Annotated in this window: 25 protein-coding genes; 16 read left to right on the top strand and 9 right to left on the bottom strand. The window is 74.8% G+C overall.

The genetic code is table 11. From position 1 onward, the window contains the following. Positions 1-12: 12 nt before the first annotated feature. Both ACIGG8_RS07470 and ACIGG8_RS07475 read left to right on the top strand, forming a co-directional pair. Complete coding sequence (locus ACIGG8_RS07470; protein WP_396546282.1) at positions 13-948, top strand: alpha/beta hydrolase; 936 nt, start codon at positions 13-15, stop codon at positions 946-948. Further along, on the top strand, positions 945-2,231 hold the full coding sequence (locus tag ACIGG8_RS07475; protein ID WP_396546283.1) for a PLP-dependent aminotransferase family protein: 1,287 nt from the start codon (positions 945-947) through the stop codon (positions 2,229-2,231). Before ACIGG8_RS07470 ends, ACIGG8_RS07475 begins: the two co-directional genes overlap by 4 nt. A 134-nt stretch (positions 2,232-2,365) precedes the next feature. Here the strand turns inward: ACIGG8_RS07475 and ACIGG8_RS07480 are convergent, their stop codons facing one another. From ACIGG8_RS07480 to ACIGG8_RS07495, 4 genes are all read right to left on the bottom strand, one after another. Next, positions 2,366-3,130, bottom strand: a complete 765-nt coding sequence (locus tag ACIGG8_RS07480; protein WP_350520881.1) for an ABC transporter permease — start codon at positions 3,128-3,130, stop codon at positions 2,366-2,368. Positions 3,131-3,170: 40 nt separating this feature from the next. Next, complete coding sequence (locus ACIGG8_RS07485; RefSeq protein ID WP_396546284.1) at positions 3,171-4,166, bottom strand: ATP-binding cassette domain-containing protein; 996 nt, start codon at positions 4,164-4,166, stop codon at positions 3,171-3,173. Positions 4,167-4,341: 175 nt separating this feature from the next. After that, positions 4,342-5,487, bottom strand: coding sequence for a glycosyltransferase (locus tag ACIGG8_RS07490; RefSeq protein ID WP_396546285.1), 1,146 nt, complete (start codon positions 5,485-5,487; stop codon positions 4,342-4,344). Then, positions 5,484-5,783: a hypothetical protein gene (locus ACIGG8_RS07495; RefSeq protein WP_396546286.1), complete on the bottom strand. Its 300-nt coding sequence runs from the start codon at positions 5,781-5,783 to the stop codon at positions 5,484-5,486. The genes ACIGG8_RS07490 and ACIGG8_RS07495 overlap by 4 nt, the downstream gene beginning before the upstream one ends. 169 nt (positions 5,784-5,952) lie before the next feature. Here ACIGG8_RS07495 and ACIGG8_RS07500 point away from each other — a divergent pair, with 169 nt between their 5' ends. The 5 genes from ACIGG8_RS07500 to ACIGG8_RS07520 all read left to right on the top strand — a co-directional run bounded on the left by ACIGG8_RS07500 (position 5,953) and on the right by ACIGG8_RS07520 (position 10,732). Next, the gene (locus ACIGG8_RS07500) at positions 5,953-6,885 is read left to right on the top strand and encodes a 3-oxoacyl-[acyl-carrier-protein] synthase III C-terminal domain-containing protein (RefSeq protein WP_396546287.1); all 933 of its coding nucleotides are present in this window, start codon (positions 5,953-5,955) and stop codon (positions 6,883-6,885) included. A gap of 127 nt (positions 6,886-7,012) precedes the next feature. Then, the gene (locus ACIGG8_RS07505; RefSeq protein ID WP_396546288.1) at positions 7,013-7,303 is read left to right on the top strand and encodes a phosphopantetheine-binding protein; all 291 of its coding nucleotides are present in this window, start codon (positions 7,013-7,015) and stop codon (positions 7,301-7,303) included. Between the two features lie 4 nt (positions 7,304-7,307). After that, on the top strand, positions 7,308-8,087 hold the full coding sequence (locus tag ACIGG8_RS07510) for a hypothetical protein (RefSeq protein ID WP_396546289.1): 780 nt from the start codon (positions 7,308-7,310) through the stop codon (positions 8,085-8,087). After that, positions 8,084-8,785, top strand: coding sequence for a 4'-phosphopantetheinyl transferase family protein (locus tag ACIGG8_RS07515; RefSeq protein WP_396546290.1), 702 nt, complete (start codon positions 8,084-8,086; stop codon positions 8,783-8,785). Before ACIGG8_RS07510 ends, ACIGG8_RS07515 begins: the two co-directional genes overlap by 4 nt. Before the next feature lie 291 nt (positions 8,786-9,076). Further along, positions 9,077-10,732 (top strand): condensation domain-containing protein, encoded by a 1,656-nt coding sequence (locus ACIGG8_RS07520; RefSeq protein WP_396546291.1) that lies wholly within the window; start codon positions 9,077-9,079, stop codon positions 10,730-10,732. A 75-nt stretch (positions 10,733-10,807) separates the two neighbouring features. Here ACIGG8_RS07520 and ACIGG8_RS07525 read toward each other — a convergent pair whose 3' ends face one another. Together ACIGG8_RS07525 and ACIGG8_RS07530 are read right to left on the bottom strand one after the other, a co-directional pair. Continuing rightward, positions 10,808-11,473, bottom strand: a complete 666-nt coding sequence (locus ACIGG8_RS07525) for a hypothetical protein (protein ID WP_396546292.1) — start codon at positions 11,471-11,473, stop codon at positions 10,808-10,810. A gap of 131 nt (positions 11,474-11,604) precedes the next feature. Beyond that, positions 11,605-12,237: a sigma-70 family RNA polymerase sigma factor gene (locus ACIGG8_RS07530; RefSeq protein ID WP_396546293.1), complete on the bottom strand. Its 633-nt coding sequence runs from the start codon at positions 12,235-12,237 to the stop codon at positions 11,605-11,607. 235 nt (positions 12,238-12,472) lie between these two features. Here ACIGG8_RS07530 and ACIGG8_RS07535 point away from each other — a divergent pair, with 235 nt between their 5' ends. The 5 genes from ACIGG8_RS07535 (at position 12,473) to ACIGG8_RS07555 (ending at position 17,034) form a co-directional block, all read left to right on the top strand. Further along, entirely contained in the window at positions 12,473-13,276 is an 804-nt protein-coding gene (locus ACIGG8_RS07535; RefSeq protein ID WP_396546294.1) for an SAM-dependent methyltransferase, read from the top strand. 115 nt (positions 13,277-13,391) lie between these two features. Continuing rightward, on the top strand, positions 13,392-14,312 hold the full coding sequence (gene bla, locus ACIGG8_RS07540) for a class A beta-lactamase (RefSeq protein ID WP_396546295.1): 921 nt from the start codon (positions 13,392-13,394) through the stop codon (positions 14,310-14,312). 211 nt (positions 14,313-14,523) lie between these two features. Continuing rightward, a complete protein-coding gene (locus tag ACIGG8_RS07545) occupies positions 14,524-15,411 on the top strand; it encodes a DMT family transporter (RefSeq protein WP_396546296.1) in 888 nt (295 codons plus the stop codon). A 77-nt stretch (positions 15,412-15,488) separates the two neighbouring features. Beyond that, complete coding sequence (locus ACIGG8_RS07550; RefSeq protein ID WP_350520867.1) at positions 15,489-16,289, top strand: SDR family NAD(P)-dependent oxidoreductase; 801 nt, start codon at positions 15,489-15,491, stop codon at positions 16,287-16,289. Between the two features lie 7 nt (positions 16,290-16,296). Continuing rightward, positions 16,297-17,034 (top strand): polysaccharide deacetylase family protein, encoded by a 738-nt coding sequence (locus ACIGG8_RS07555; protein ID WP_396546297.1) that lies wholly within the window; start codon positions 16,297-16,299, stop codon positions 17,032-17,034. A 146-nt stretch (positions 17,035-17,180) separates the two neighbouring features. Here ACIGG8_RS07555 and ACIGG8_RS07560 read toward each other — a convergent pair whose 3' ends face one another. From ACIGG8_RS07560 to ACIGG8_RS07570, 3 genes are read right to left on the bottom strand one after another with little or no spacing between them, the layout of a single operon-like run. Continuing rightward, positions 17,181-18,272, bottom strand: a complete 1,092-nt coding sequence (locus ACIGG8_RS07560) for a hypothetical protein (protein WP_396546298.1) — start codon at positions 18,270-18,272, stop codon at positions 17,181-17,183. 13 nt (positions 18,273-18,285) lie between these two features. After that, the gene (locus tag ACIGG8_RS07565; protein ID WP_350520864.1) at positions 18,286-19,230 is read right to left on the bottom strand and encodes an NAD-dependent epimerase/dehydratase family protein; all 945 of its coding nucleotides are present in this window, start codon (positions 19,228-19,230) and stop codon (positions 18,286-18,288) included. Between the two features lie 27 nt (positions 19,231-19,257). After that, positions 19,258-20,382 carry a DegT/DnrJ/EryC1/StrS family aminotransferase gene (locus tag ACIGG8_RS07570; protein WP_396546299.1) on the bottom strand — a complete coding sequence of 375 codons (1,125 nt, stop codon included), beginning with the start codon at positions 20,380-20,382 and terminating at the stop codon, positions 19,258-19,260. Between the two features lie 382 nt (positions 20,383-20,764). Here ACIGG8_RS07570 and ACIGG8_RS07575 point away from each other — a divergent pair, with 382 nt between their 5' ends. The 4 genes from ACIGG8_RS07575 (at position 20,765) to ACIGG8_RS07590 (ending at position 26,054) form a co-directional block, all read left to right on the top strand. Further along, positions 20,765-22,966, top strand: coding sequence for an MMPL family transporter (locus ACIGG8_RS07575; RefSeq protein WP_396546300.1), 2,202 nt, complete (start codon positions 20,765-20,767; stop codon positions 22,964-22,966). A gap of 98 nt (positions 22,967-23,064) precedes the next feature. Then, the gene (locus ACIGG8_RS07580; RefSeq protein WP_396546301.1) at positions 23,065-24,531 is read left to right on the top strand and encodes a sensor histidine kinase; all 1,467 of its coding nucleotides are present in this window, start codon (positions 23,065-23,067) and stop codon (positions 24,529-24,531) included. Further along, positions 24,528-25,205: a response regulator transcription factor gene (locus tag ACIGG8_RS07585; protein WP_350520860.1), complete on the top strand. Its 678-nt coding sequence runs from the start codon at positions 24,528-24,530 to the stop codon at positions 25,203-25,205. Before ACIGG8_RS07580 ends, ACIGG8_RS07585 begins: the two co-directional genes overlap by 4 nt. Positions 25,206-25,403: 198 nt before the next feature. Next, a complete protein-coding gene (locus ACIGG8_RS07590; RefSeq protein ID WP_396546302.1) occupies positions 25,404-26,054 on the top strand; it encodes a hypothetical protein in 651 nt (216 codons plus the stop codon). The last annotated feature ends 21 nt before the right edge of the window (positions 26,055-26,075 follow it).

A 26,075-nucleotide genomic window follows, 5' to 3' on the forward strand; every position in this document is an offset into this window, starting at 1 on the left:
ACGGGACCACCCATGCCCCTGCACCCCCAGGCCGAGGCCCTGCGCGCCCGGCGCGCGAGCAGCGGCGCACCGCCGCTCTACACCCTCACCCTCGCCGAAGCCCGCGTCGCCGACCTCGCCGACATCCGCGCCGCGGCCGGCACCCCCGAACCGGTCGCCGCCGTCGAGGAACACCGCATCGAGGGCCCCGGCGGCGAACTCGCCCTGCGCCTGTACCGCCCCGAACCGCCCGGCCGCCCACTGCCCGCCCTGCTCTACCTGTTCGGCGGCGGCTGGACCCTCGGCTCGCCCGACACCAGCGACGCCGTCTGCCGCCGCCTCACCAACGCCGTCGGCTGCGTCACCGCGTCCGTCGGCTACCGGCTCGCCCCCGAACACCCCTTCCCCGCGGCCCTGCACGACTGCCGTGCCGCGCTCCGGCACCTGGTCGAACGCGCCGAGGAGTTCGGCCTCGACCCCGAGCGCCTGGCGGTCGGCGGCGACAGCGCCGGCGGCAACCTCACCGCCGCCCTGACCCTCCTGCTGCGCGCCGAGGGCGGCCCCGCCCTGCGCCACCAACTGCTCGTCTACCCCAACACCGACCACGGCGCCGACACCCCCTCGCTGCGCGCACACGACGACCCGCTGTTCTTCAACCGCCGCTCGGTCGCCTGGTACTGGGGCCACTACCTGGCCGACCCGGCCGACGGCGCCTCCCCGTACGCCTCCCCGCTGCGCGCCGCCACCCTGGCGGGCCTGCCGCCCGCGACCGTCCTCACCGCCGAGTACGACCCGCTGCGCGACGAGGGCGAGCAGTACGCCGAGGCGCTGCGGGCCGCCGGGGTCCCGGTGGAACTGCGCCGCTACGAGGGCGTGCCGCACGGCTTCTTCGCCATGACCGGCACCCTGGACGCCGCCGCCGAAGCCCAGGCGCACGCCGCCGGCCGGCTGCGGGAGGCCCTGCGGTGAGGCTCCGGCTGGAAGACCTGCACGCCTCCCTCGCGGACCCGCTGCTGGACGCGATGACCTTCCTCAACGAGGTCACCACCCGCTACCCCGGGGCCGTCTCCTTCGCCCCCGGCCGCCCCTACGAGGGCTTCTTCGAGCCCGAGGACGTCCCGGCCCACCTTGAGCGCTTCCTCGCCCACCTCGCGGAGCGCGGGCTCGACCGGGACGCCGTGCGCAGCACGCTGTTCCAGTACGGCCCCACCAAGGGCATCATCGCCGACCTGGTGGCCCGCACCCTCGCCAACGACGAGGGCCTGACCGTCGACCCCGCGTCCCTGGTGCTCACCGTCGGCGCCCAGGAGGGCATGCTGCTCACCCTGCGCGCGCTCTGCGCCGGCCCGGACGACGTCCTGCTGGTCAGCTCGCCCTGCTACGTCGGCGTCACCGGTGCCGCGCGGCTGCTCGACCTGACCACCCGGCCGGTCCCCGAGGGCCCGGACGGCGGGCCCGACCCGCAGGCCGTGCTCGCAGCCGCGAGGGCCGTCCGCGCCGAGGGACGCCGCCCGCGCGCCCTCTACGTCGTCCCGGACTTCGCCAACCCCTCCGGCACCAGCATGCCGGTCGACGCCCGCACCCGGCTGCTGGAGACGGCCGCCGAGGAGGACGTCCTGGTCATCGAGGACAACCCGTACGGCTTCTTCGCCCGCACCCCGGGCCTGCGGCCCACGCTCAAGGCGCTGGACCGCCGCGGCCAGGTCGTCCACCTGGGGTCCTTCGCCAAGACCTGCTTCCCCGGCGCCCGGCTCGGCTACGTGGTCGCCGACCAGGAGGTGGTCGGCCCCGGCGGGCGCAGCGGTCTGCTCGCCGACGAGCTGGCCAAGCTGAAGAGCATGACGACGGTCAACACGCCCGCGCTCAGCCAGGGCGTCATCGGCGGAATGCTGCTGGCCCACGACTGCCGTCTGCGCGCCGCCAACGCCCGCGCCACGGCGCACTACGCGGCCGGCCTGGACACCCTGCTGCGGGAGCTGGACCGGCACTTCCCGGCCTCCGAGCGGCGCCGCCTGGGCGTCTCCTGGAACCGGCCGGACGGCGGCTTCTTCGCCGTGCTGACCGTGCCCTTCACCGCCGACGACGCGGCGATGGAGCGCTGCGCCCGCGACCACGGGGTGCTGTGGACACCGATGGCGCCGTTCTACCCGGCCGGCGGCGGCGAGCACCGTCTTCGGCTCTCCGTCAGTTCACTGACGCAGGCTCAGATCATCGACGGTGTGGCGAAGTTGGCGGCGTTCATCGGCTCCTGAGCGGGTGCGCGGCATGGGCGTGCACGCCTCCTGAGCGCACGCACGCCCACGGGGCCCGGCTCATGGCGAGCCGGGCCCCTTCCTCTGCCGTCTCCGGGCCGGGCTCAGCGCGGCCCGGCCCGGCGCGCCCGGGTTCAGCGCACCCGGGTGGAGAACAGCCGGGCCGACCAGTACACCGCCAGGGCGGTCATCACCACGACCACCAGCAGCCCCTGCCAGACCGCGGCGTCCCCGGCGTGCCCCGAGAACAGCGCGCGCATGCCCTCCACCGCCCAGTAGAAGGGGTTCCACCGGGCGAGCTGCTGCAGCCACTGCGGCGCCAGGGTGAGCGGCAGCAGCACCCCGGACAGCAGCGCGATCGGCTGCGCGATGGTGTTGACCACCGGCGCCATCGCCGCATCGGCCGGGACCATCAGGGCGATGCCGAAGGAGATCGCCGAGGTCATCAGCGCCAGCAGCCCCAGCAGCAGGTAGGCGAGCAGCAGGTTCAGCGGGCTCACCCGCAGGCCGAACGGCAGCGCGATCAGCGTGATCAGGACGGCCTGCACGAGCAGCGCCACCATCTCCCGCAGCGCCCGTCCGAGCAGCAGCGCGAGCCGGCTCACCGGGGTCACCCGGGAGCGTTCGATGATCCCGGCCTTGAGTTCGCCGAGCAGGCTGAAGCCGGTGAACAGCCCGCCGAAGATGCACAGCACCGCCAACAGGCCCGGCACGTACACCTGGTAGGCGTCGGCGTAGCTGTTCGCGCCCTCGGGGGCGAGCACCTTCTTCAGCAGGGGGGCGAACAGCAGGAGGTAGAACAGGGGCTGGATGATGCCGACGGCGATCCAGACCGGGGTGCGGATCATCAGCAGCAGCTGGCGCTGGAAGACCAGCCAGGTGTCGCGGGCGAGCTTCACGGTCTCCCCAGGGGGTCGGACGGGGCAGGGTGGCGGCGGGTCATGGGGTGTCGGCCGCAGGGCCGGCCTGGCGCAGCGAGCGTCCGGTGCGGGCCAGGAACACGTCGTCCAGGCTGGGCCGTTGGAGCTGGACGGTGCCGGGCGTCACGCCGGCCGCGTCCAGGGCGCGCAGCAGCCGGGGGACGGCCGCGGCGCCGTCCTCCAGGTACAGCCGCAGCCCCCGGTCCCCGTCCGGCTCCAGCCTGTGCAGGTACGGCTGCGGGCGCAGCACCTCGGCCGCCCGCTCGACGGCGCCCTCCCCGGCGGCCAGGCCGAGCAGGACGACGTCACCGGAGATCTCCCGCTTGAGCGCTTCCGGCGTGCCCTCGGCCACCACCCGGCCGTGGTCGACGATGGCGACCCGGTCGCAGAGCGCGTCGGCCTCGTCCAGGTAGTGGGTGGTCACCACGACGGTCATGCCCTCGGTGCGCAGCCGGCGGATCTCCTCCCAGACGTGCGCCCGGCCGGACGGGTCCAGCCCGACGGTCGGCTCGTCCAGGAACAGCACCCGGGGGCGGTGGATCACCCCGAGGGCGATGTCCACCCGGCGGCGCTGGCCGCCGGAGTAGGTGGCGCACGGCCGGTCGCCGAACTCGCCGAGGTCGAAGGCCTTGAGCGCGTCCTCGGCGGCCCGGACGGCCTGGGCCTTGGCCGCGCCGTACATCCGGCCCTGCAGCACCAGCTCCTCGCGGGCGCTGACGTTGTCGGTGGTGCCGCCGCCCTGGGCGACGTAGCCGATCCGGCGGCGGACCCCGGCCGGGTCGGTGAAGAGGTCGGCCCCGGCGATGACGGCGCGGCCGTCGTCGGGGCGGATGAGGGTGGCCAGCATGCGCAGGGTGGTGGTCTTCCCGGCGCCGTTGGGGCCGAGGAAGCCGTAGATCTCGCCGGCGGCGACGGCCAGGTCGATGCCGCGCACGGCGTCGACGCTCCGGCTGTCGCCGCTGCGGCGGGAGGTCTTCTTGCGGTAGGACTTGCGCAGTCCCGTGGTCTCGATCAACCGGAACTCCCGTACGGGGATGGGCTGCCACGGCACCCGGGAAGGCGGTGCTCGGCACCTGCGGAGGGCGGTGCTGCTGCGACACCCTAGGGTGAACTCCCACCCGGAAACAATGGCCTAGACCAATGGACGTGTGATCTCCGTTTCTGCTAAGGGGACTTCCCGGCCGAGGCGGTCAGCCGAGTGCCTCCAGCCGGGCCGCGGCGGCCACCGCACCGCCTCCGGCCAGCAGTTCCGTCCCGACCCGAACCGCCGCTTCCCGATGGGCCGTTGCCTCCAGCACGGTCCCCAGCGCCTCCGCCAGCCGCTCCGCGGTGACCCTGGCGAACGGCACCCGGAGCCCGGCCCCGACCGCCGCCACCTGCGCGGCCACGAACGGCTGGTCGTGCCGGATCGGCGCGGTGACCAGCGGCAATCCGTGCGCCAGGGCCTCGCCCACGGTGTTCATCCCGCCGTGGCACAGCACCGCGTCCAGCTCGCCGCGCGCCATCAGTGCCGCGACCGGCGCCCGGTCCACCGCGACCGCCCGCGCCGGAAGCGCGGGCAGCAGCCCGCGCGGCGCCGCGAACACCGGCTGCACGTCCTCGCCGCACAGCTCCAGCGCCCGAACGGCCCGGGCGAGGAAGTCCGCGCCCAGCTCCCCGGCCAGCGTCCCCATGGTGACCAGCACCCGCCGCCGGCCCGGCAGCAGCCGCTCCCACGGGAACCCCGGATCGTACGGCCGGGCCGCGATCACCGGCCCGACCTGCGCGTGGTGCGGCGGTGCGGCGCGGCCGGTGAGCGCCGGACCGGTGGTGGCCAGCACCAGCGCGGGGGAGAAGCGCGGGTCGACGTACTCCGCCCCGGGCAGCCGGGCACGCTCCCACAGCCCGCGCAGCAGCCCGGTCATCCACGCCTCGACCTGCGGCAGCGCACGGTAGGGGCGGCCCAGTTCCATCGCCCCGGGCGCGAAGCTCGCCCACGGCAGGCCGTGCCGGTGCGCGACCAGCGCGCCTGCCGGGGTGTGCTGGTCCACCAGCAGCACGTCCGGCCGGTACTCCCGCACGACCGCGTCCAGCGGCTTCGCGGTGAACCGTGCGTACGGGACGATGAAGCCCTCCCAGAGCGAGCGCAGCGCGGCCAGCCCGTGCCCGCCCTGCGCCCGGAACGCCCGGGTGCCGGTGCCCAGCACGCGGGCGTCACCGCCGAGCAGGGGGCGCAGCACCGACTCCGTACCGGTCCAGGCGACGTCGTGGCCGCGCGCGGCCAGTTCGGCGGCGATGCCCGCGGCCGGGTTGACGTGTCCGGTCAGCGGGGGCATCACCAGCAGGAACCGGGTCACCGGGCGCCCTCCTCGGGGAGCAGTCGCTGCAGGTCGGCGACGGTCAGCGCCTCCAGGCCGGCCAGGTCCAGCCCGGCGCGCAGCGCGGCCAGGTCGGCAGCCGGGCCGAAGTGCTCGCGCAGACGCCCGGCCAGCGCGGCGAGTTCGGCCTCGTCCAGCAGCAGGTCGCCGTCCAGCCGGGCGTCCGGGGTGACGTGGCGGGCCCAGCCGGGCGGTGCGCCGGCCACCTCGACCACGAGGGCGACCAGCTCCGGATCCAGCGGCACGGCGGAGGACGGGGGTTCGGGATGCGACACGGGGGATCTCCCACCTGCTCGACGGCGCGGAGGTGAACGCGGCCGCAGCGGAGCGCAGTTGACGGCTTCCGGGAACGCGGTCGCGAGAGGGGTTCGACGACGGTGCCGGGTCCGGACTCGGATTCGAGATCACTTGTGCGACCCGGCGGGCGTCGGAATACTAGCCCGGGTGACCGCACTGGAGGCAGTGGCCGTCCACCTCCCCCCGCACGCCGTCCCCATCGAGGCGGTGGGCGAGCGCATCGGCCTGACCCCACGTCAACTCCGTCTCTTCCGCCGCTTCCACGGCCTGGACCAGCTGCGCCTGGATCCGACCGGGACGCTGCCCGACCTGCTCGAAGCCGCCCTCGACGGCCTGCCGGAACTGCGCGGACGCGAACGCGACATCCGCTTCGTGATCCACGCCCGCAGCATGCCGGTGGCGGTGCCCCACCCGCTCAACCCCCTGCACGAGCTGCTCGCCGCGCGCGGCCTCGGGCACGCCAACGCCTTCACGGTGACCCACCACGCCTGCGCGGTGGGCCTGCTGGCCATCGACCTGGCCGGCCGGCTGCTGGCGTCCGAACCCGACCCGGCGGCGCTCGCGCTGGTCCTGGCGGGGGAGAAGACCTTCACCAGGGACGCCCAGGTGGTGCCGGAGACCGGCATCTTCGCCGAGGGCGCGGCCGCCTGCCTGGTCAGCGCCGGGGGCGAGCGGCACCGGGTGCTCTCCTTCGCGGTGCGCCAACGCCCCGAGTTCGACGGCCGGTTGGCCGGGGACGCGGACCTGCTGGCCCGCTACCAGCGCGAGTACCCGGACGTCATGGTCGAGGCGATCGAGGCCGCCCTCGACCGGGCCGGTCTGGGCCTCTCCGACCTGGCCGCGATCCTCCCGCACAACGTCAACCAGGCGTCCTGGCGGATGATCGCGCGCCGCCTCGGCTACCCGGTCGAGAAAGTCGTGCTGGACAACGTGCGGTCGGTCGGGCACAGTTTCGCTGCAGACAGCCTCATCAATCTTCACACCGCCATCACGCGGGGGCTGCTCCGCCGCGGCGACCGCTACCTGATCGCCGCCGCCGGTGTCGGAGCCACCTTCTCCGCGATGGCGATGCAGTGCTGACGACGTGCCGATGACCGGCCGGCGACCAGCCGACGACCTGTCGGCGACCGGTCGGTCGCCCGGGACCGTCGGCCACACCCCAGAGCCCTCCGGGCGCACTTCCCACGTACGACGGGACGGTACCCCCATGTCAGAACCCGTGGTCCAGACCACTGACCCCGAGCTGCGCGAGCGCATCCTGCACGGCATCGGCGAACTCCTGCCACGCGTCCTCAAGCGCGAACTGCCCGAGATCTCGCAGGACGCCTGCCTCTTCGACGACCTCGGCCTCACCTCCGCCGGCACCATCGAGCTCATCCTGGAGCTCGAAGAGTCGCTGGACATCCAGGTGGACGTCGAGCAGATCACCGAGGACGACCTGCGCTCGGTCACCAGGCTCGCCGACTACGTCGCCGGGCACGTCATCCCCGAGGACTGACCGGGTGCCCCCCGGCCCCTCCGGTCTGCGGATCACCCGGGCGCTCGCCCGCCGCTTCGACGGCCGCTCGGAGACCTCGCTCGATCCGGACCTGCGGGCGTTCGTCTCCGACCTGGTCCGCCCCTACGGCCTGCCGCTGCGCGAGGACCTGCTGCGCGAGGGCGTCGGCCACTCCTACGAGGAGCTGGCCGCCGGACTGCTGCGCGAGGCACTCGCCGAGGACGAGCCGGTGGACCTGCTGGTCCTCGCCTTCGACACCCCGGACGTCCGCCCCGGCGCGCCGTCCTCGCTCGCGCTCGGCCGGTCCGTCCCGGGCGAGCCGCTCGCCTTCGCGATCTGTGACCAGGGCACCGCCGCGGCGTTCACCGCCCTGCGGCTGGCCGCCGACCACCACCGCACCGGCGGCTGCCGTCGGGCCGTGGTGGTGCTCGCCGAACAGACCGCGCTGCACTACCGGCCGTCGGAGCCGGTCGCGTTGCCGGAGCGGCACGCGGCGGTCGTGCTGGTCTGCGAGGAGGAAGCCGGGGTCGGGCTGGCCGTCCGTCAGGTGACCGGTGCCGGTTCGCCCGAGGACGCGGTGCGGGCCCGGGCCGGGGAGCTGGGGGCGCGGGCGGAGGTCCTGCACGACGGCGGCTTCGGCACCGGGGAGCCCGCCCAGCCCTTCACCGGTCTCTGGGCGCGGTTGGCCGAACACCTGCCGCGCTGGCGGCGGGAGGAGCGGCCGGCCCTGCTCGCCGGGTACGACCGCCGGCTCGGGGTGCTCAGCACGGTGGCCCTGCCGTGAGCGGGGCAGTGGGCGGGGCCGCGAGCGAGGTCGAGTGCTGGCTCATCGGCACCGGCCGGCCCGCGGCGGTCGTCGCCGACCTGTGGCAGCTGCTCGACGCCGACGAACGCGCGCGGGCCGACGGCATGGACCCGGTGCTGCGCGACCGGTTCACGGTGGTGCGCGGCGCCGTCCGGCGGCTGGTCGGCGCCCGGCTGGGCCGTCCTCCGGCCGAGGTCCGCTGGCGGCGCGGGCCGAACGGCAAGCCCGAGGCCGCGGACGCCGGTGGCCTGCGGGTCAGCTGGTCGGCCTCGGGCGCGCTCGCGGTGCTGGCCCTGGCCGAGCAGCGGGCGGTCGGAGTCGACGTCGAGCGGCTCCACGAGGCCCGGACGGCCGAGCGGATGGCCGCGCGCTGGTTCCCGTTCGAGGAGGAGCGCTTCGTCGCCGAGCCCGTCGAGCCGTCCGAGCGGGCGGCCCGCTTCACCGGACTGTGGTGCCGCCGCGAGGCCTGTGTGAAGGCGTACGGCGGACGGCTGACGCAGTCCTTCGGCGTGTCCGTGGTGGGGCCGTCCCCGGTGCTGGTGGCCGACCCCGGTGGGCTCGGAGCCGGCCCGGCGAGGGTCTGCGACGTGCCCGTCCCGGGGCCGTTCCGGGCTGCCGTGGCGGCACTGGGCGATCCGCCGTTACATGTCAACTCCTGTGTATGGCAGCAGAGTTGACGGTCCGCTGAATCGAGCGGACTTTGGTCTGGACCAGTCCGGCGGGCCGCTGGTAGCGTCCCGATCACACCCCCCCGCTGAGCCCCTCCCGGCGAGCCGAAAGGCGCGTACGACGTGACTCCGCACGACCTGATTCCCCGCGAGGCGGCTCCGCGCGAAACTCCCCTCCCCGAGGCGGCCGCACGCGAATCGACCCCGCGCGAATCGACCGCACGCGAAACGGCCCCGCGCCGGACGGCCCCGATCGACCCGCGACCGGCCGCCAGGCAGGTCGGAGTCCGCTTCGCCGCCGTGAGCAGCGGATCCGGCCCGCTGACCCGCGGCCAGGACAACATGATCCGCTGCATCCGGAGCGACGCCCCGGAGCGGATCAACAAGGACTCCGTGTGGCCGGTGCCGGCCGGCACCTCGGTCCCGGCCGGCCTGGTGGCTCTGAGGCTGCTGGTCGAGCGGCACGAGTCGCTGCGCACGTCCTTCCCGCCCGGCCCCGGCCCGGACGGCTTCCCGGCCCGTCAAGTGGTGCACCCGAGCGGGCGCTTCACCGTGGCGGTGGTCGAGGCGGACGGCCACGACGACGGCCGGCTGGACGCCCTGGCGGGCGAGCTGGGGCGGGCCGACGTCGCCGTCCCGCTGGACCTGGCGGTGGCGCCCCGGATCCGGTTCACCCTGGTCGTCCGGGGTGAGCAGTTGCTCCGACTGGTGGCCGTGGTCTGCCACGCGGGTGCCGACGGCGCCGCCACCGCCGTGCTGATCCAGGACTGGTACGCCCTCGCCGCCGGGCGGGAGCTGCCGCCGGTCGTGGCCCCGACACCGCTGCAGCTGGCGGCCGCGGAGCAGAGCCGGCAGGGCCGGCGCAAGTCGGCGGCCGGACTGCGGCACTGGGCCCGGGTGCTGGGCGGCGCCCCGCAGACCGTCTTCGCGGACCCGCGCGTCACCGGCCCGCCCCGCGACCACACCGCGTTGATGGTGCGCTCGGGTTCGGCGGCCGGGCACCTCGCCGCGGTCTGCCGCCGGGTCGGCGCCAGCCCGTCCGTGGTCCTGCTCGCCGCCTTCGCCGCGCTGGTCGCCCACCGGGCCGGCCGGCGGGGAGACCTGGTGATGTCGGCGCTCTCCGCCAACCGCCATCAGGCCGAGCTGATCGACCACGTCGGCACCCTCGCGCAGGACGCGCTGGTCCTGCTGGACACCGATGCGGCCGATCTCGACCAGCTGATCGGCCGCGCCAAGTCGGCTTCGCTGAAGGCCTATTGGAACAGCATCCTGGACGCCGAGCAGGTCTGGCAGCTGGTCGAGGACGTCGCCCACCGGCGCGGCTCCCGGTTCGCCCGCCAGGTGGTCGTGAACGACCTGAGCCTCACCGTCCCGCCGGCCGTCGCCGACGCCCAGCCGCCCCCGTCCAGTGACCCCGAGCTGACCCCGCTGCCCGGCCCGCCGCTGCCGGTCCGGCTGATGCTGGCGATCCTGCGGATCACCGGCAGCCTGGACTTCGTCCTGGTCGCCTGCCCCCAGGTGCTCGACGCCGAGGAGACCGAGGGTTTCGCCCGGGCGCTGCTCGCCCTGCTCGCGGCGGCCGCCGAAGGCCCGGTGCTGCTCGCCGACCTGCCCGCCGTGCTCGGTCCGCCGGCCGAACGGCCCGGCGGCGAGTGGCGGCTGGTCGACGGCTCCTGGATCGACCTCGCGGCCGTCCGCGCCCTCGTGGACGCCGCCGTCGGCCCCCACCGACTGTCGCTGGCCGAGGGGAGGCTGGTCGCCGAGATCGCCACCGATGATCCCGCGTTCGACCCAGCTACTGCGCACCGAGCCGTCGTCGCCGCCCTGCCGGGCCGTGACACCGCGATGGCGCCGCACCACTACGTCGTCCGGCGGGCGACGGCGGACGGTGAGGAGGTCGAGGCCGGAAGCGGGCGGGACCCGGAGATCGTCGCCCGGCTGTCCGCACTCACCTGAAGGGATGATCCCGGGCGGGCGCGGGCCGCTCACTCCGACGGGTCCTCGGCGCGAGCCGCGACGAGCCCCGCCCGCTCACCGGGAAGGGTCCCCGTCGTCGTCGCCGAGCCCCCACGGGAGGTCCCACGAGCACGCGGAGGTGGCCCCCGAGGTGAGGCCCCACGGGCTCGGGACCTCCTCCGCGTCCTCGCCCTGCAGCGGCAGCCGGTCGATCACCGCGACCAGTGCGGGCGGCAGCTGCGGCGCCAGCCCCCGGTGCACCCGGGACAGGATGTCGCGCCGTACGTCGGCCGGCAGCAGCGGTCTGCTCATCCGCAACGGCCTCGGCCCGGGCGGGCGTTCGGCCGAGGAGAGCTGGTCCGACCAGGCCCGCCAGTAGTCGGCGTCGTCGGTCTCGCCGAGCATCAGGTGGTGCAGGTGCAGGCAGTACGCGGCCGTCCCGGCGCCGGAGCCGGCCGCGAAGCGCCACCAGAACTCGGCGCCCTCCTCCTTGCCGGTGGCGTACAGCAGTGCCCCGAACACCTCCGCCCCCTCGGGCTGGATCCGGCGCGCGTTCACCAGCAGGTCGAGCCCGCGCGAGGCGTCCGGCGCGCCCAGCATCAGGGCCACCACCAGGCCCAGTTCGAAGGAGGCCTGTTCGTACTCCGACGGCAGGTGGGTCGGCGCGGCGGTCAGCCGGGCCTGGCGCACTTCCGCGATCCGTTCGGCGTGGGCGCGTTCGGGCCGGGGCACCTGGATCACCGCACGCCCCCCGCCCGCGCCGCGAGCCCCGCCGGTGCCGTGCGCCCCGTACGTCGTGCGTGCCCCGCCCGTCGGCCCCGGCCCGCCGGTCGCGTGCGCCCCGCGCGGGGACCCGCCCGCCCGCCGGTCCGTCACAGTTCGCCCCCGCGGTCCGGGAGTTCGCCCACCCCGAGCCGGCGCGCCAGCCGTTCGCGGGCGTGGCGCAGATTGGAGTGCACCGTCGCCACCGGACGCCCCAGGTACGCCGCGATCACCTTCACATGCAGGCCGAGCAGGTAGCGCAGGATCACCACGTCCCGTTGCCGGTCCGGGAGTTCGAGGATCGCCGCGTAGAGCCGCACCTCGTCCGCCTCGCTCTGCAGCAGCCCCTTCGCCACCTGCTTGAACGCGTTGATCACCGCCGCGAAGGTGACCGCCTCCACCTCCACCGGCTCCTCGGCGGAGACCCAGTCCGCGACGTGCCGGTTGGCCAACCGCCAGGTGTACGCGGCCGGTTCCTCGAACCGCAGCACCTGGGGCCAGCAGCGGGCCAGGTCGGCCTTCACCGCCGCGACCACCAGCGCGGCGTCGGCCCGACTGCCTATCCTGGTCAACGCGAGGGCGTGCCAAGCGGGTTCGTGCGTCTCGCAGAACGCGGCGTAGGTGAGGTCCAGGCGCAGGCCGAGGTCTCCGCCGGGCCCCCGGTCCGGGCCCACCCCGCCGGTGCAGTCCACTGCCGTCCCGCCCCGGTACCCGCGCGCGGGGGCACCCCTGTCGATCGTCATCGAGCCTGCTTTCCGTGGCCGTCGGCTGCTCGCCAGGCCATCCGAGGGTCGGGCTGTCCGTGCCCATCCTCATTCCATCAGGCCTGTCACTCCAGGCTGCAAAGCGAACACTGATTGTCATCTCATGTGATACGACGGCTCGTTGAATCGATCCGCGGTGATTGGCACCCGGTTACCGTGGGCAGCAATGCGATCGGTTGCCGGCATGCGAACGATGGACCGAGGGGGAAACGCGATGGGTCTCTACGACGGGGTGGACCTGCGGCTGAACGTGCCGCACTCGGCCCGGATGTACGACTACTTCCTCGGCGGCTTCACCAACTTCGCCGCCGACCGCGAGGCCGCCGGGCACGCCCTCGCCGTCGCGCCGTGGCTGCGCAGCGGCGCCCGCGCCAACCGCTCCTTCATGCACCGCTCCACCCGCGCCCTCGCCGAGGCCGGCTTCGACCAGTTCCTCGACGTCGGCACCGGCATCCCCACCTCGCCCAACCTCCACGAGGTCGCCCAGCGCGTGGTGCCCGGGGCCCGCGTCGTCTACGCCGACAACGACCCGATCGTCCTCTCGCACGCCCAGGCCCTGCTCACCGGCACCCCCGAGGGCCGCACCGCCTACGTCGAGGCCGACGTCACCGACGTCGCCCGGCTGCTCGACGCCCCCGGGCTGCGCGACACCGTCGACCTCCGCCGCCCCGTGGCGCTCTCCCTCAACGCCCTGCTCCACTTCGTGCCCGACGCCCACGGCGCCTACGAGCTCGTCGAGCACCTCAAGTCCGTCCTCGCCCCCGGCAGCGCCCTGGTGATGACCCACGTCACCCCCGACTTCGCGCCCACGGACATCGCCGGCCTGGTCCGCATCTACGAGTCCGCCGGCACCGCCGTCCAGGCCCGCACCCGCTCGGAGTTCGCCCGCTTCTTCGACGGCTGGACCCTCCTCGCCCCGGGCGTCGTCCCCACTCCCCAGTGGCGCCCGGCCCCCGACGATCCGCCGGTCTCCGCCCCGGAGGCATCCGCGTACGCGGCGGTGGCCATCCGGTCCTGACCCGTTCGGGTCGTTCCCGCCCCCGATTTCCGCCGTTGACGAACCATCGAGGCGTGCGGTGCGTCCTGTGACTCAGGAAGCGGCTCCGGCCGCGACGTCCGGATAGAGGGGGACCATGTCCACACAGTCGTCGGAATTCCGTCACAGCCGCCGCGCGGTCCTGGGGCTCGGCTTCGGAGCAGCAGTCGCCGTCACGGCCTCGACCGGCGGTGCGGCGTACGCGGAGAGCGGGCCCGACACCCACCGCCTGCTCGCGGCGATGGAGCGGGAACACGGCGTCCGCCTCGGCGTGTTCGCCCGGAACGTCTCGACCGGCAGGACGGTCCGCTACCGCGCGGACGAGCCGTTCCCGATGTGCTCGGTCTTCAAGACCCTCGCGGCCTCCGCCGTCCTGCGCGACCTCGACCGCAACGGCGAGTTCCTCGCCCGGCGGATCCACTACACCGCCGAGGACATCACGCGGTCCGGCGGCGAGGAGAGCGCGGCGGTGACCAAGGACCACCTGGCGGACGGCATGACCGTCGCCGAGCTCTGCAAGGCGGCCATCGACCACAGCGACAACACCGCCGCCAACCTGCTGCTCCGGGAACTCGGCGGTCCGACCGCCGTCACCGACTTCTGCCGCTCGATCGGTGACCGCACCACCCGCCTGGACCGCTGGGAGCCCGAGCTCAACTCCGCCGAGCCGGACCGCATCACCGACACCACCACCCCGCGGGCCATCGCCCGCACCTACCGCCGGCTCGCCCTGGGCCACGCCCTGCCGCCCGCCAAGCGCGAACAGCTCACCACCTGGCTGCGCGGCAACACGACCAGTACGAACCGCTTCCGCAAGGGCCTCCCGGCGGACTGGGCCCTCGCCGACAAGACCGGCTCCGGCCGGTACGGAACCGCCAACGACGTCGGCATCGCCTGGACCCCGTCGGGCGCGCCCGTCGTCCTCGCCGTGCTGACCACCAAGCCCGACGAGGCCGCCGTGCGGGACGAGCCCGTGGTCGCCGAGACCGCGGCGCTGCTCGCCTCCGTGCTCGGCTAGCGCGGCCCGCTCCGCAGGTGCCGGGGCGGCGGCGGGCCACAAACCGCCGCCGCCCCGTTCCGTGCGGCACAGGCCCCTCCGCGCCCCCACCCCTCCTTCCGCCGTCCGCCGGCCTGATCCCGTACGCCCGTCCCGCCTCACCCGTGCGCCCCCGCCACGCCGGGGACAGACTGGTGGTGGACGGATGCTGCCCCGCGACGCTGGGAGACGCATGCTGCTGGGACTCACCACCGCGTTGGTCGCGACCGTCTGCTTCGGCTTCGGGGCGGTCTTCCAGGCCCGCGGTGCGCGGTCCGCCCCGCGGGCCGACCGGGTGCGGGCGGGGCTGCTGGCCGCGCTGGTGCGGTCGTGGCAGTTCCTGGTCGGGACGCTGGTGGACATCGTCGGTTTCGTGCTGAGCATCGTGGCCCTGCGCAGCCTCCCGCTGTTCCTGGTGCAGGCCGTCACCAACGCCAGTCTGGCCGTCACCGCGCTGGCCGCCGTCTGGCTGCTGGGCGCGCGACTGCACCGGAGCGACGTCGCGGGCATCCTCGCCGTCGTCGTCGGCCTGACCCTGCTGGCGCTGGGCTCGGGCAAGGAGGGGCGCAACCACGCCCCGGAGGCCTTCCACTGGGCGCTGCTCGCGACCACCGCCGTCATGCTGCCGGCCACGCTCGTCCTGGTGCGCCGGAACGGCACCGCGGCCGCCGCCGGGCTGGGCCTGCTGGCCGGGGTCGGTTTCGGGGTGACCAGCCTGGCGGTGCGGGTGATGGACGCCTCCGGCCTGCTCGCGATCCTCACCGACCCGGCGACCTACGCCCTGGTCGCCGGTGGTCTCGGCGGCTACCTGGCGTACGCCCTGGCGCTGCAGCGGGGCACCGTGACGGCCGCGACCGCCGCCGGGACGGTGGCCGAGACCTTCGGCCCGGCCCTGGTCGGCGTCGTGGCGCTCGGCGACGCCGCGCGTCCCGGGTTCGAGTGGTGCGCGCTGACGGGCTTCGCGGTGGCGGTGGGCGGCACCTTCCTCCTCTCCCGCTTCGGCGAACTGGAGGGCGAGTCGGCCGAGCTGGTGAGGCCGCACCCGGGCGCGGGGGCGGAGCAGGCGGTCCCGCCCCGGTAGCCCGGTCGGCGCCGCCGTGCGAAGGTGACTTGCCGGACAAATCGGACGGCGACTGGCCTCAGAGCGGCAGGTGCGCGATGGCGGAGGACCCCCGATCGGAACCCCACCCCGGATCCCGGCGGTCGGCGCCGACCGAGCGCCCGGTCGCGCTGATCACCGGCGCCTCCTCCGGGATCGGCCTCGCCACCGCCCTCCGGCTGGCCGGTGCGGGCTGGCGGACCCTGGTCTCCGGCACCGACCGCGCCCGCCTCGACGAGCTCGCCGACCGCACCGACGGCCTGGCCCTGCCCGAGGACCTGAGCAAGCCGGACGGCCCGCGCCGCCTCGCCGAGGCCGCCCTGGCCGAGGCCGGCCGGGTGGACGCCCTGGTCGCGAGCGCCGGCCTCGGCTGGCGCGGCCCGTTCGCGGAGACCCCCTCCGACACCCTCGACCGGATGATCGAGGTCAACTTCGCCGCCACGCTACGCCTGGTCCGCCTCCTCCTGCCCGGCATGCTGGAGCGCCGCCACGGCCGGATCGTGCTGCTCGGCTCGATGGCCGGTCAGGTCGGCGTGCGCGACGAGTCGGGCTACGCGGCCACCAAGGGCGGCCTGACGATGTTCGCGGAGAGCCTCTGGTACGAGCTGCGCGGAACGGGCGTGGGAGTGCGCCTGGTCCTCCCGGGCGCGGTGGACACCCCGTTCTTCGACCGGCGCGGCACGCCGTACCAGCGCGAACGGCCGCGCCCCGTCTCGGCGGAGCGGGTCGCGGACACCGTCGTCGCGAGCATCACCACCGAGCGCGACCGCCTCTACGTGCCGCACTGGCTGGGCTTCCCGGCCCGCATCCACGGCGTCGCGCCGGGCGTGTTCCGCCGGATGGCCTCCCGCTTCGGGTGAGCCCGGGGTGAGGATCGCGACCGGAGCCCTCGCCGCCGCGGCCGCCGCGGAGTTCCTGCACCTCGCCCCCGCCGCCGTCCGGCTCCCACCGCTGCGCCGCACCGTCGCCCGCCGCACGGCCGGCCACGGCACCGCCCCGGGCCACGTCGCCCTGACCTTCGACGACGGCCCCGATCCGCGCAGCACCCCGTACGTCCTCGACGCGCTGGACGAACTCGGCGTCCGCGCCACCTTCTTCCTGCTCGGCGCGATGCTGGAACGCGCCCCCGAGCTCGGCGGCGAGCTGGTGCGGCGGGGCCACGAGGTCGCCGTCCACGGCTGGTTCCACCGGCAGCAGTGGTACCCGGCCCCCGTGCGCGACCTGCGCGAGCTGCGCCGCACCGAGGAGGCGGTGACCGGCCTGTGCGGTGCCCGCCCGCTCTGGTACCGCCCGCCGTACGGCGTCCTGACGGCCGGTCCGGCCCTGGCCGCCCGCCGCCTCGGCCTGCGCAGCGTGCTGTGGACCGTCTGGGGTCGCGACTGGACGGCGGATGCCACCGGCGCCTCCGTCTACGCGACCGCCCGCCCCGGCCTGGCCGGCGGCGCGACCCTCCTGCTCCACGACTCCGACTGCACCTCCGCCCCCGACTCCTGGCGCGCCACCCTGGCCGCCCTGCCCCTGATCGCCGCCCACTGCCGCGCCCGGCACCTCACCCTCGGCCCGCTCCGCGACCACGGGGTGCCCGGCCGAACGGACCGGCGGTGAGGCCCGACGCCCTTCGGCAGCAACGCCGTTGAAGCGGCCTGACTGACCCGACCTGACCGGGCCGGGACCGACCGGGCCGGGACCCGACCTGACCGGACCCGACCTGACCGGGCCGGGCCCGACCTGGTCGGCTCGGTCGAAGCCCGCTACCCCAGTCCCACGCGTCGCAGGGCCTCCCCGAACCCGGCGCGCCAGCCCTCCGGGTCGGCGCCGGGCGAGGGCGCCGGGGAGGGGCGCTTCAGCGCCGCGAGGGCGTTGCGGACGACCTCGGCGCGGTGGGCGGAGGTGACGTCGGCGTGGCCGAGTTCGAGCTCGTGCTGGAGGTTGTCGCGCCCGTGCCCCTGGACCACGTCGAGGAGCAGCAGTCGCCGGCCGAGCGCGCGGGCCTCGCTGCAGGTGTCGCCGGAGCTGGTGACGACGAGGTCGGCGGCGGTCATCAGTGCGGGGACCCGGTCGGTGTGGCCGAACGGGTGCAGCCGGGGTTCGCGGCGGGCGGCGGCGCGCAGGCGGCGTTCCAGTTCCCGGTTGTGCCCGGCCACCGCGAGCACGTGCGGTCCGGCCGCGGCGAGGGAGACGGCGGTGCGGGCGAGCGGCCCGAGCCCCCAGGAGCCGGACATCAGCAGCACGCACCGGGCGTCCGCCGGCACGCCCAGCCCGGCGCGGGCCTCGGCCCGTTCCGGCGGGCGGTAGAACGGCTGCCGCAGCGGCGCGGGCACGACGGCGATGTCGGCGTCCGGCCGGTAGCGCCGCACCGCGCACGCGGCGACCTCCGAGGTGACCAGGAACAGGTCCGTGCCCTCCTGCACCCAGAGCCGGTGCGGCGTGACGTCGGTGCAGAACACGAAGTGCCGGAACTCCCGGCCCTGCCCCCATTGCTGCAGCCGGTTGACCGCCGAGGTCGCGGTGGCGAACACCGAGACCACCAGCTGCGGCCGCTGCGCCTCGACCAGCTTCCGCAGCGCCGGGACGAGCCGGGTGCGGGCGGCCGCGTCCGCGAGCAGCGCGATCCGCGCGCCCGTCCGCAGCGCCGAGAAGTGGAACGCGTCGTACACCCCGGGCAGGTCGAGCAGCCGGCGGAAGACGGCCTCGCCGGCCGCGCCGGAGCGTTCGCCGAGCAGGGCCATCGCGTCGACCGTGTCGGTGGTCCAGCCGCGTTCCCGCAGGGTGTCCGCGCAGGCCTGGGCCATCACGTCGTGGCCCTGGCCGAGCGAGCCGGAGATCAGCAGGGCGTGCGGCATCGGGCGGCCCCGGTCAGGTGGCGGTGGACGCGGCGGTGGCGGCCCGGTACCAGTCGGCGTACCGCCGGACGCCCTCGGCGAAGTTGGTCCGCGGCGACCAGCCGAGCAGCCGCTTGGCCTGGGCGGAGGAGATCCGCCGCCCGGTGTAGTCGGCCTTGCGGCCGCCGATGTGCTCGATGCTCACGGGCCCGAGCAGGCCGTCGACGGTGTCGGCGATGTCGCGCACGGAGACGGCGGTCGAGCCCTCCAGGGCGAAGGTCTGGTCCTCGGCGGCGGGGGAGAGGGCGCGCACGTGGGCGTCGGCGAGGTCCTCGACGTAGACGAAGTTGCGGCTCTGCCGCCCGTCGCCGGCGATGGTGATCGGGCGTCCGGCCAGTGCGGCTTGGACGAACCGGGCGACGACCAGTTCGTCGCGCATCCGGGGCCCGTAGGGGATGCCGTAGCGCAGGATGGTGAAGTGCTGCCCGTACAGCTCGCGGTAGCTGTGCACGAGCATCTCGGCGGCCAGCTTGGTGGCCACGTACAGGTGGCCGCTGTGCTCCAGTTCGATCGGTACGTGCTCGTCCAACTCCTGCTCCTCACCGCCGAGTTGCTCGCCGGCGAGGGCGGCGCCGTAGACCCAGACGGTGCTTGCGAGCACCGTCCGGCTGAGACCGCTGCGCCGGGCGGCCTCCAGGACGGCCTCGGTGCCGTCGATGTTGGTCCGCACGGCGCGGACCGGATCGGCGGAGACCTGCTCGACGTCGGCCATCGCGGCGAGGTGGTAGACCACCTCGCTGCCCGCCAGCGCGGCGGTGAGGGCCTTCAGGTCGAGGACGTCGATCCGCGCGTGCTCGGCGTCGGGGTTGAGGTACTGGTCGGTCATGTCCACCGCGAGGACCTCGTGGCCGGCCGCGATGAGGTGGTCCACGACGTGTGAGCCGATGAATCCGCAGCCCCCGGTGACGGCTATCCGCACGTTCTTGCTCCCTTCACTCCGGTCGGCTCAGCCGACCAGCCGCCGGTACACGGTCGAGACGGCCTCGATGACCTGCTCCGTCTCGTCCTCCGTCATGTCGGAGTGCACCGGCAGGCAGACCTGCCGTGCGCAGAGGTCCTCGGCGGCGGGCAGCGGCCCGCGCCGGTACGGGGCGAGCACCGGCTGGAGGTGCAGCGGCAGGTCGTAGACCTCGCCGGACAGCCGTACGCCGTGCTCCTCGGCGACCGCCCGCTTGAAGGCCGCACGGTCCGTGCCGGCCGGCAGCAGCGCCACGTACTTGTAGTAGTTGCCGCGGCAGCCCGGCGGTTCGAGCACCGGTTCCAGGCCGTCCAGCCCGGCCAGCGCCGCGTCGTAGCGGCGGGCGACGGCCCGGCGGGTCTCGATGAACTCCTTGAGCCGGCGCAGGTGCACCGCGCCGACCGCCGCGTGGAGCTCGCTCATCCGCCAGGAGTAGCCGAGCAGCACGTGGTGGTTGGTGGTGAAGGAGCCCTTGCCCTGGTCGCGGTAGATCCGGGCCTCGTCGCGCAGCTCCGGCGACTCGGTGAGGATCATGCCGCCCTCGCCGCTGGTGGTGACCTTCGTCGGGTAGAAGGAGAAGGCCCCGGCCAGCCCGAAGGTCCCGGCGGCGCGCCCGTCGACACTGCTGCCGTGGGCGTGCGCGGCGTCCTCGACCAGCGGGATGCCGCGCTGGTCGCAGAGCGCGCGCAGGGCGTCCACCCGGGGGGTGACGAGGCCGCCGATGTGCACCAGGACGACGGCGGCGGTGTCCGGGGTGAGGGCCGCCGCCAAGGTGTCGGGGGAGAGCGCGAGGGTGGCCGGGTCGACGTCCGCGAACACCGGGCGCCCGCCCGCGTGGACCACCGCGCCGGCGGTCGCGTAGAAGCTGACAGCGGGGACGACCACGTCGCGGCCCCGGACGTCGACGGTGCGCAGGATCACCTCCAGCGCCGCCGTGCCGGTGCTCACCGCGACGGCGTGCGAGGCGCCGTGCTCGGCGGCGAAGGCCTGCTCGAAGCGTTCGGTCCAGGGACCGAGGGTGAGGGCGCCGGTGGTGAGCATCTCGGTCACCGCCTCGGCGACGGCCGCGCGGTCGCTCTCGTCGAACACGATGCGGGCGGCTGGAACGCCCATGGGGCACCTCCGGCGGCTGGCTGCTGAGGCAGCACCGATCAGGTCGGGTCGTCCCGAACCGCACGGACGGCGGTCGGGCCAGGCACATCACGCTACTTCGCCCGGCCGGGTCACGGCCCGTCGTCGCCGCCCGCACGGGTGAACCCGACTGCTTCCTCCGCAGGTAGGAGGGCTACTCCCGGCGCCGGGCGTGCGCTCCTCCGTACGGGGGAGGGCCGTACTGCGTCCGCAGTACGCAAACGGCCTGCGCAGGGACGACGACGGAGCAGGGCCCGCCGATCAAGGATTGGTCACGCTGCGGCGGACCGCGCCCTCAGGGGGCGTACGGCCCGCCCGCGGCGCGCCCTGTACCGAGCACCGCACCGAAGGAGTCCGCTCTCCCGTGGCCACGTTCCTCTACCGTCTGGGCCGATGGGCCTTCGTCCGGCGCCGGCTGGTGACCCTGCTCTGGGTCGCCGTGCTGGCGGCCGTCGGAGTCCTGGCGGCCAAGGCGCCCGCCGCGCCCGACGACGGCTTCTCGATGCCCGGCACGGAAGCGCAGAAGGCCTTCGACCTGATGAACGAGCGCTTCCCCGGCGGCCACGCCGACGGCGCCTCGGCCCGGCTGGTGTTCGTCGCGCCCTCCGGTCAGAAGATCACCGCCGCCCCCAGCCAGCAGGCGGTCGAGCGGACGGTCGACGAGCTCGCGCACGCCGAGCAGGTCACCGGGGCGGTCAGCCCGTTCACGGCGGGCGCGGTCTCCAAGGACGGCACCACCGCCTACGCGACGGTCAGCTACGCCGCCAAGGCGGGCGAGCTGTCCAAGGGCGCCACGACCGCGCTGGAGCAGGCCGCCCAGCACGGCCGGGACGCCGGGCTCAAGGTCGAGGTCGGCGGCAACGCGCTGATGGCCAAGCCCGACGCGGGCGGCAGCAGCGAGGCGATCGGCATGGCGCTGTCCGCCGTCGTCCTGGTGATCACCTTCGGCTCGCTGGTCGCGGCCGGCCTGCCGCTGCTCACGGCGGTCGTCGGCGTCGGCCTCGGCATGGCGCTGATCACCGCGTTCGGCAGCGTCCTCGGCCTGTCCACCACCACCGGCACCCTCGCCATGATGCTCGGCCTCGCGGTCGGCATCGACTACGCGGTGTTCATCGTCTCCCGCTACCGGGCCGAGCTGACCGAGGGCCGGACACCGCAGGAGGCGGCCGGCCGGGCCGTCGGCACCGCCGGCTCCGCCGTGGTGTTCGCCGGCCTCACCGTGGTGATCGCCCTCGCCGGGCTCTCCGTGGTCGGCATCCCGATGCTGGCCAAGATGGGCATGGCCGCCGCCGGGACGGTCGTCATCGCCGTGCTGGTCGCGCTCACCCTGGTCCCGGCGCTGCTCGGCTTCATCGGCCGCAAGGTGCTGCCGCGCAAGGTCCGCAAGGCCCGGGGCGACGCCGGCCGGGCGTCGACCCAGGAGAACGGCGGCTCCCGCTGGGCGCGGTTCGTGCTGCGCCGCCCGCTCGCGGTGCTGCTCGGCGGCGTGATCGGCCTGGGCGTGCTCGCGGCCCCCGCGCTCGACCTGCGGCTCGGCCTGCCCGGCGACGAGGCCAAGCCCACCTCCACCACCCAGCGCCGCGCCTACGACCTGCTCTCCGAGGGCTTCGGGCCCGGCTTCAACGGCCCGCTGACCGTCCTGGTGGACGCCAAGGGCGTCGCCGACCCGAAGGCCGCGGCGAACGAGGTGTCCAAGAAGCTCTCCGGCCTGCAGGGCGTCGTCACCGTGACGCCGCCGATGTTCAACAAGGCCGGTGACACGGCCCTGCTCAACGCGATACCGGCGACCGGCCCGAGCGAGGCCGCGACCAAGGACCTCGTGCACACCATCCGCGGTGACGCGGCCTCCCTCACGTCGGCCACCGGCGCGACGGTCCTGGTCAGCGGCACGACGGCGATGAACATCGACGTCTCGCAGAAGCTCACGGACGCCCTGGTGCCCTACCTCGCCCTGGTCGTCGGCCTCGCCGTCCTGCTGCTGCTGGTGGTCTTCCGCTCCGTGCTCGTCCCGCTGAAGGCGGCACTCGGCTTCCTGCTCTCGGTGGCCGCCGCCCTGGGCGCCGTGGTCGCGGTCTTCCAGTGGGGTTGGCTGGCCGACCTGATCGGCGTGGAGCAGACCGGCCCGGTGATGAGCATGATGCCGATCTTCATGATCGGCGTGGTCTTCGGCCTCGCCATGGACTACGAGGTGTTCCTGGTCACCCGGATCCGAGAGGGCTTCGTCCACGGCGAGCAGCCCGGCGAGGCGATCGTCACCGGCTTCCGGCACAACGCCCGGGTGGTCACCGCCGCGGCCTTCATCATGATCGCCGTCTTCGCGGGCTTCATCGGGATGAGCGAGCCGATGATCAAGATGATGGGGCTGGGGCTCGCCGCAGCCGTCGCGTTCGACGCCTTCGTCGTCCGGATGACCATCGTCCCGGCCGTCCTCGCCCTGCTCGGCCACCGCGCCTGGTGGCTTCCGCGCAGGCTCGACCGCCTGGTGCCGGACGTGGACGTCGAGGGCAGCAAGCTGCAGACGCCCGCCGCCGAAGCGGCACCGATCCGGGAGTCGGTCACGGTCTAGCCCGGCCGGGATCCGCACGCCCACCGATTACCGTTGCAGTCAGGGGCCGTCGCCGCTCGCGCCGACGGCCCCTGACTCGCGACCCGGAGACCAGCACCATGACCACCACCTGGCAGCGCATGCGCCGTAACCACCCCCGACGATTCGACGTGATCGGCGGCGCCGTCCTGATCGCGGTCGTCGGAGTCGGCGCCACCATCGACCAGACCGGCCACATCAGCAGCCTGGAACCCGTCTCCGGACTCCTCGGGCTGGTCTCCGCGCTCGCCCTGTTCGCCCACCGCCGCCACCCCCGGGCGGTCACCGCCGTCACCCTGGCCTGCACCGTCCTGCTCGCGTTCACCAGCCCCCGGCTGACCGTCGCGCTGGCCGCCCCGCTGCTCTGCGCCCTCTACTACCTGGCCGTCCGCACCGACCGCGCCACCGCGCTGCGCGCCTCCATCGGCAGCGCCGTCCTGCTCACCGGGATCGCGCTGTCCGTCGGCACCGGCGCATCCCTCGGCGAACGGCTCGGCGTCCTGGCCTGGGCCCTGCTGCCCGGCGCCCTCGGCGACTCCATCCGCAACCGCCGCGCCCACCTCGCGGCCATCGAGGAGCGCGCCGAACGCGCCGAACGCACCCGCGAGGAGGAGGCCCGCCGCCGGGTCGCCGACGAGCGGATCCGGATCGCCCGCGACCTGCACGACGTGGTCGCCCACCACATCGCCCTCGCCAACGCCCAGGCCGGCATCGCCGTCCACCTCATGGACAGCCACCCGGTCCAGGCCCGCGAGGTGCTCAGCCACATCACCGACGCCACCGGCTCGGCCCTGCAGGAGCTGCGGGCCACCGTCGGCCTGCTGCGCCGCGCCGAGGAACCCGCCCCGCTCGAACCCACCCCGGGCCTGGACCGGCTGCCCGAGCTGCTCGGCTCCTTCGAACGGGCCGGGCTGCCGGTCCGGCTCACCGTCCGGGGCGAGGCCCGGCCGCTGTCGCCCGGCGTCGACCTCACCGCCTTCCGGATCGTCCAGGAGTCGCTGACCAACGTCGCCAAGCACGCCCACGGCGCCGACGCCGAGGTCACCCTCGCCTACAGCGGGAGCCGGGTGTCGGTCAGCGTCGCCAACGGGCGCCCGACCGCGACCGGGCGCCCCCGCGCCGCGCCGCTGCCCCAGCCCGCCCCGGGCGAGAGCGGTTTCGGCCTGATCGGCATGCGCGAGCGGGCCGGCGCGGTCGGCGGCCGGCTCGCCGCCGACGAACGGCCCGACGGCGGCTTCCTGGTCACCGCCGAGCTGCCGCTGCGCACGGGCGCCCGCGACGACGGCCCCGACCCGGCCGCCGCGGCCGGAGCTCGCGGAGCCGAACCCCGGGGAGCCGATCCCCGCGGAACCGATCCCCGCGGGGCAGGAGTCCGAGAGGCCGGTTCACCGAGGGCCGGTGAACCGGACCGCGCCGTCCGGGGGAGCGGTGTGACGCCCTTCTGCGGCCCCTGGGGCGCCCGCGCCACCCGTACGCACGAAACCGAAGGACAGGACCGCGCCACCCGACAGGTTCGCGCCGTTCGAGAGGACAGGGACCACGCATGACCATCCGGGTACTGCTCGCCGACGACCAGGCCCTGCTGCGCGGTGCCTTCCGCATGCTGATAGACGCGGAGGAGGACATGGAGGTGGTGGGCGAGGCCGCCGACGGGCGCGAGGCCGTCGAGCTCGCCCGGGCGACCAGGCCCGACATCGTCCTGATGGACATCCGGATGCCCGGCGCCGACGGCCTCGGCGCCACCGCCGCGATCTGCGGCGACGAGGAGCTGTCCGGCACCCGGGTGCTCATCCTCACCACCTTCGAGATCGACGAGTACGTGGCGCAGGCGTTGCGCGCGGGCGCCGGCGGCTTCCTCGGCAAGGGCGCCGACCCGAAGGAACTGCTCGCCGCCGTCCGGACCGTCGCGGCCGGCGACGCCCTGCTCTCGCCCGCCGCCACCCGGGCCGTGATCGACCAGCTGCTGGCCCAGCCCGACCCGGGCGCCGGCGGTCCGACGAGCGAGCGCCTCGCCGTCCTCACCGCCCGCGAGCGCGAGGTGATGTCGATGGCCGCCACCGGCCTCACCAACGAGGAGATCGCCGAGCGCATGTTCGTCAGCCCGTTCACCGTGCGGACCCACGTGCACCGGGCGATGTCCAAGCTCGACGCCCGCGACCGCGCCCAACTCGTCGCGATCGCCTACCAGTCCGGACTGGTCCCGCCCGGTCGTCCGTCCTGAGCCCGGCGTTCCCGGCACTCCGGGTGCTCCCCGGCGGATCCGGGCCGGCCGACTCGCGCGGTTTGAGCCGATTGAGGGCTGAGTGTTCGTCAAAATTCCTCACCGGAAACCGATCAAAGCCCGGGCTGGCCGAAAACGACCTCCGAACTGGTGTATCGGCGAGTAGTCTGCCGATGACTCAGAATGAGGAGGATGTTCGTGGAAACCAAGGACACGGCAGGCGAGGTGCGGATTCTCCAGCCGTTGCCCGGGCGTACGGCGGACGAATCGCAGGCGTTCGACCTCCGGCTCGCACGTCTGCTCCGCCTGATAGGGGCGGAGGTCGCGGCCGGCCCCGACTACCAGAGTGCGGCCCGGTGGGAGGTCCACAAGGCGGTCGCCGGACGGTCCGAACTGCCCGAGGAGTACTTCGAGGCGCTGCTGGAGGCGGCGGTCCACGACCCCAACCCGAGCTTCAACCGGCGCTTCGTCGAGCCGGCCCTGCTCGCCTTCGGGCAGCGCCGGGTCCGCCTCGCCCTGCTCGGCTACCTGCGCACCGGCACCGACCCCGAGCGGGCGGGCGCCGCGCGGGCCTGGTACTGGACGGCCCTGTCGATCGGGGACGGCAGCAACGGCGCCGCCGCCGACGAGGGCGCGAGCGTCCGGGACACCTGGTACGAGACCGCGCTGCGGGAGTTCGTCGCCAACGAGGACCTGGACGTCCGCCGCTGCATCCTCCCCGGCCTCCCGCTGGTGCCGCGCGCCTACCCCGCGGCGCTGCACGGCCTGGTCGAGGCGGCGGTCGCGATCGCCCGCTCGCACCCCGACGAGTACATCCGGCACCGCGCCGAGATCCAGGTCGGCCTCTGACCTCCGGTCGCCCGCGCTCCG

It is taken from the genome of Kitasatospora sp. NPDC085464 (assembly GCF_044541955.1).
Lineage (GTDB): Bacteria > Actinomycetota > Actinomycetes > Streptomycetales > Streptomycetaceae > Kitasatospora.

Bases quoted from the DNA above. Each gene is read 5' to 3' on its own strand.
- ACIGG8_RS07470 (WP_396546282.1), top strand. From the start codon at position 13: ATGCCCCTGCACCCCCAGGCCGAGGCCCTGCGCGCCCGGCGCGCGAGC.
- ACIGG8_RS07505 (WP_396546288.1), top strand. From the start codon at position 7,013: ATGTCAGAACCCGTGGTCCAGACCACTGACCCCGAGCTGCGCGAGCGC.
- ACIGG8_RS07530 (WP_396546293.1), bottom strand. From the start codon at position 12,237: ATGACGATCGACAGGGGTGCCCCCGCGCGCGGGTACCGGGGCGGGACG.
- ACIGG8_RS07535 (WP_396546294.1), top strand. From the start codon at position 12,473: ATGGGTCTCTACGACGGGGTGGACCTGCGGCTGAACGTGCCGCACTCG.
- bla (WP_396546295.1), top strand. From the start codon at position 13,392: ATGTCCACACAGTCGTCGGAATTCCGTCACAGCCGCCGCGCGGTCCTG.
- ACIGG8_RS07545 (WP_396546296.1), top strand. From the start codon at position 14,524: ATGCTGCTGGGACTCACCACCGCGTTGGTCGCGACCGTCTGCTTCGGC.
- ACIGG8_RS07550 (WP_350520867.1), top strand. From the start codon at position 15,489: ATGGCGGAGGACCCCCGATCGGAACCCCACCCCGGATCCCGGCGGTCG.
- ACIGG8_RS07560 (WP_396546298.1), bottom strand. From the start codon at position 18,272: ATGCCGCACGCCCTGCTGATCTCCGGCTCGCTCGGCCAGGGCCACGAC.
- ACIGG8_RS07570 (WP_396546299.1), bottom strand. From the start codon at position 20,382: ATGGGCGTTCCAGCCGCCCGCATCGTGTTCGACGAGAGCGACCGCGCG.
- ACIGG8_RS07580 (WP_396546301.1), top strand. From the start codon at position 23,065: ATGACCACCACCTGGCAGCGCATGCGCCGTAACCACCCCCGACGATTC.
- ACIGG8_RS07585 (WP_350520860.1), top strand. From the start codon at position 24,528: ATGACCATCCGGGTACTGCTCGCCGACGACCAGGCCCTGCTGCGCGGT.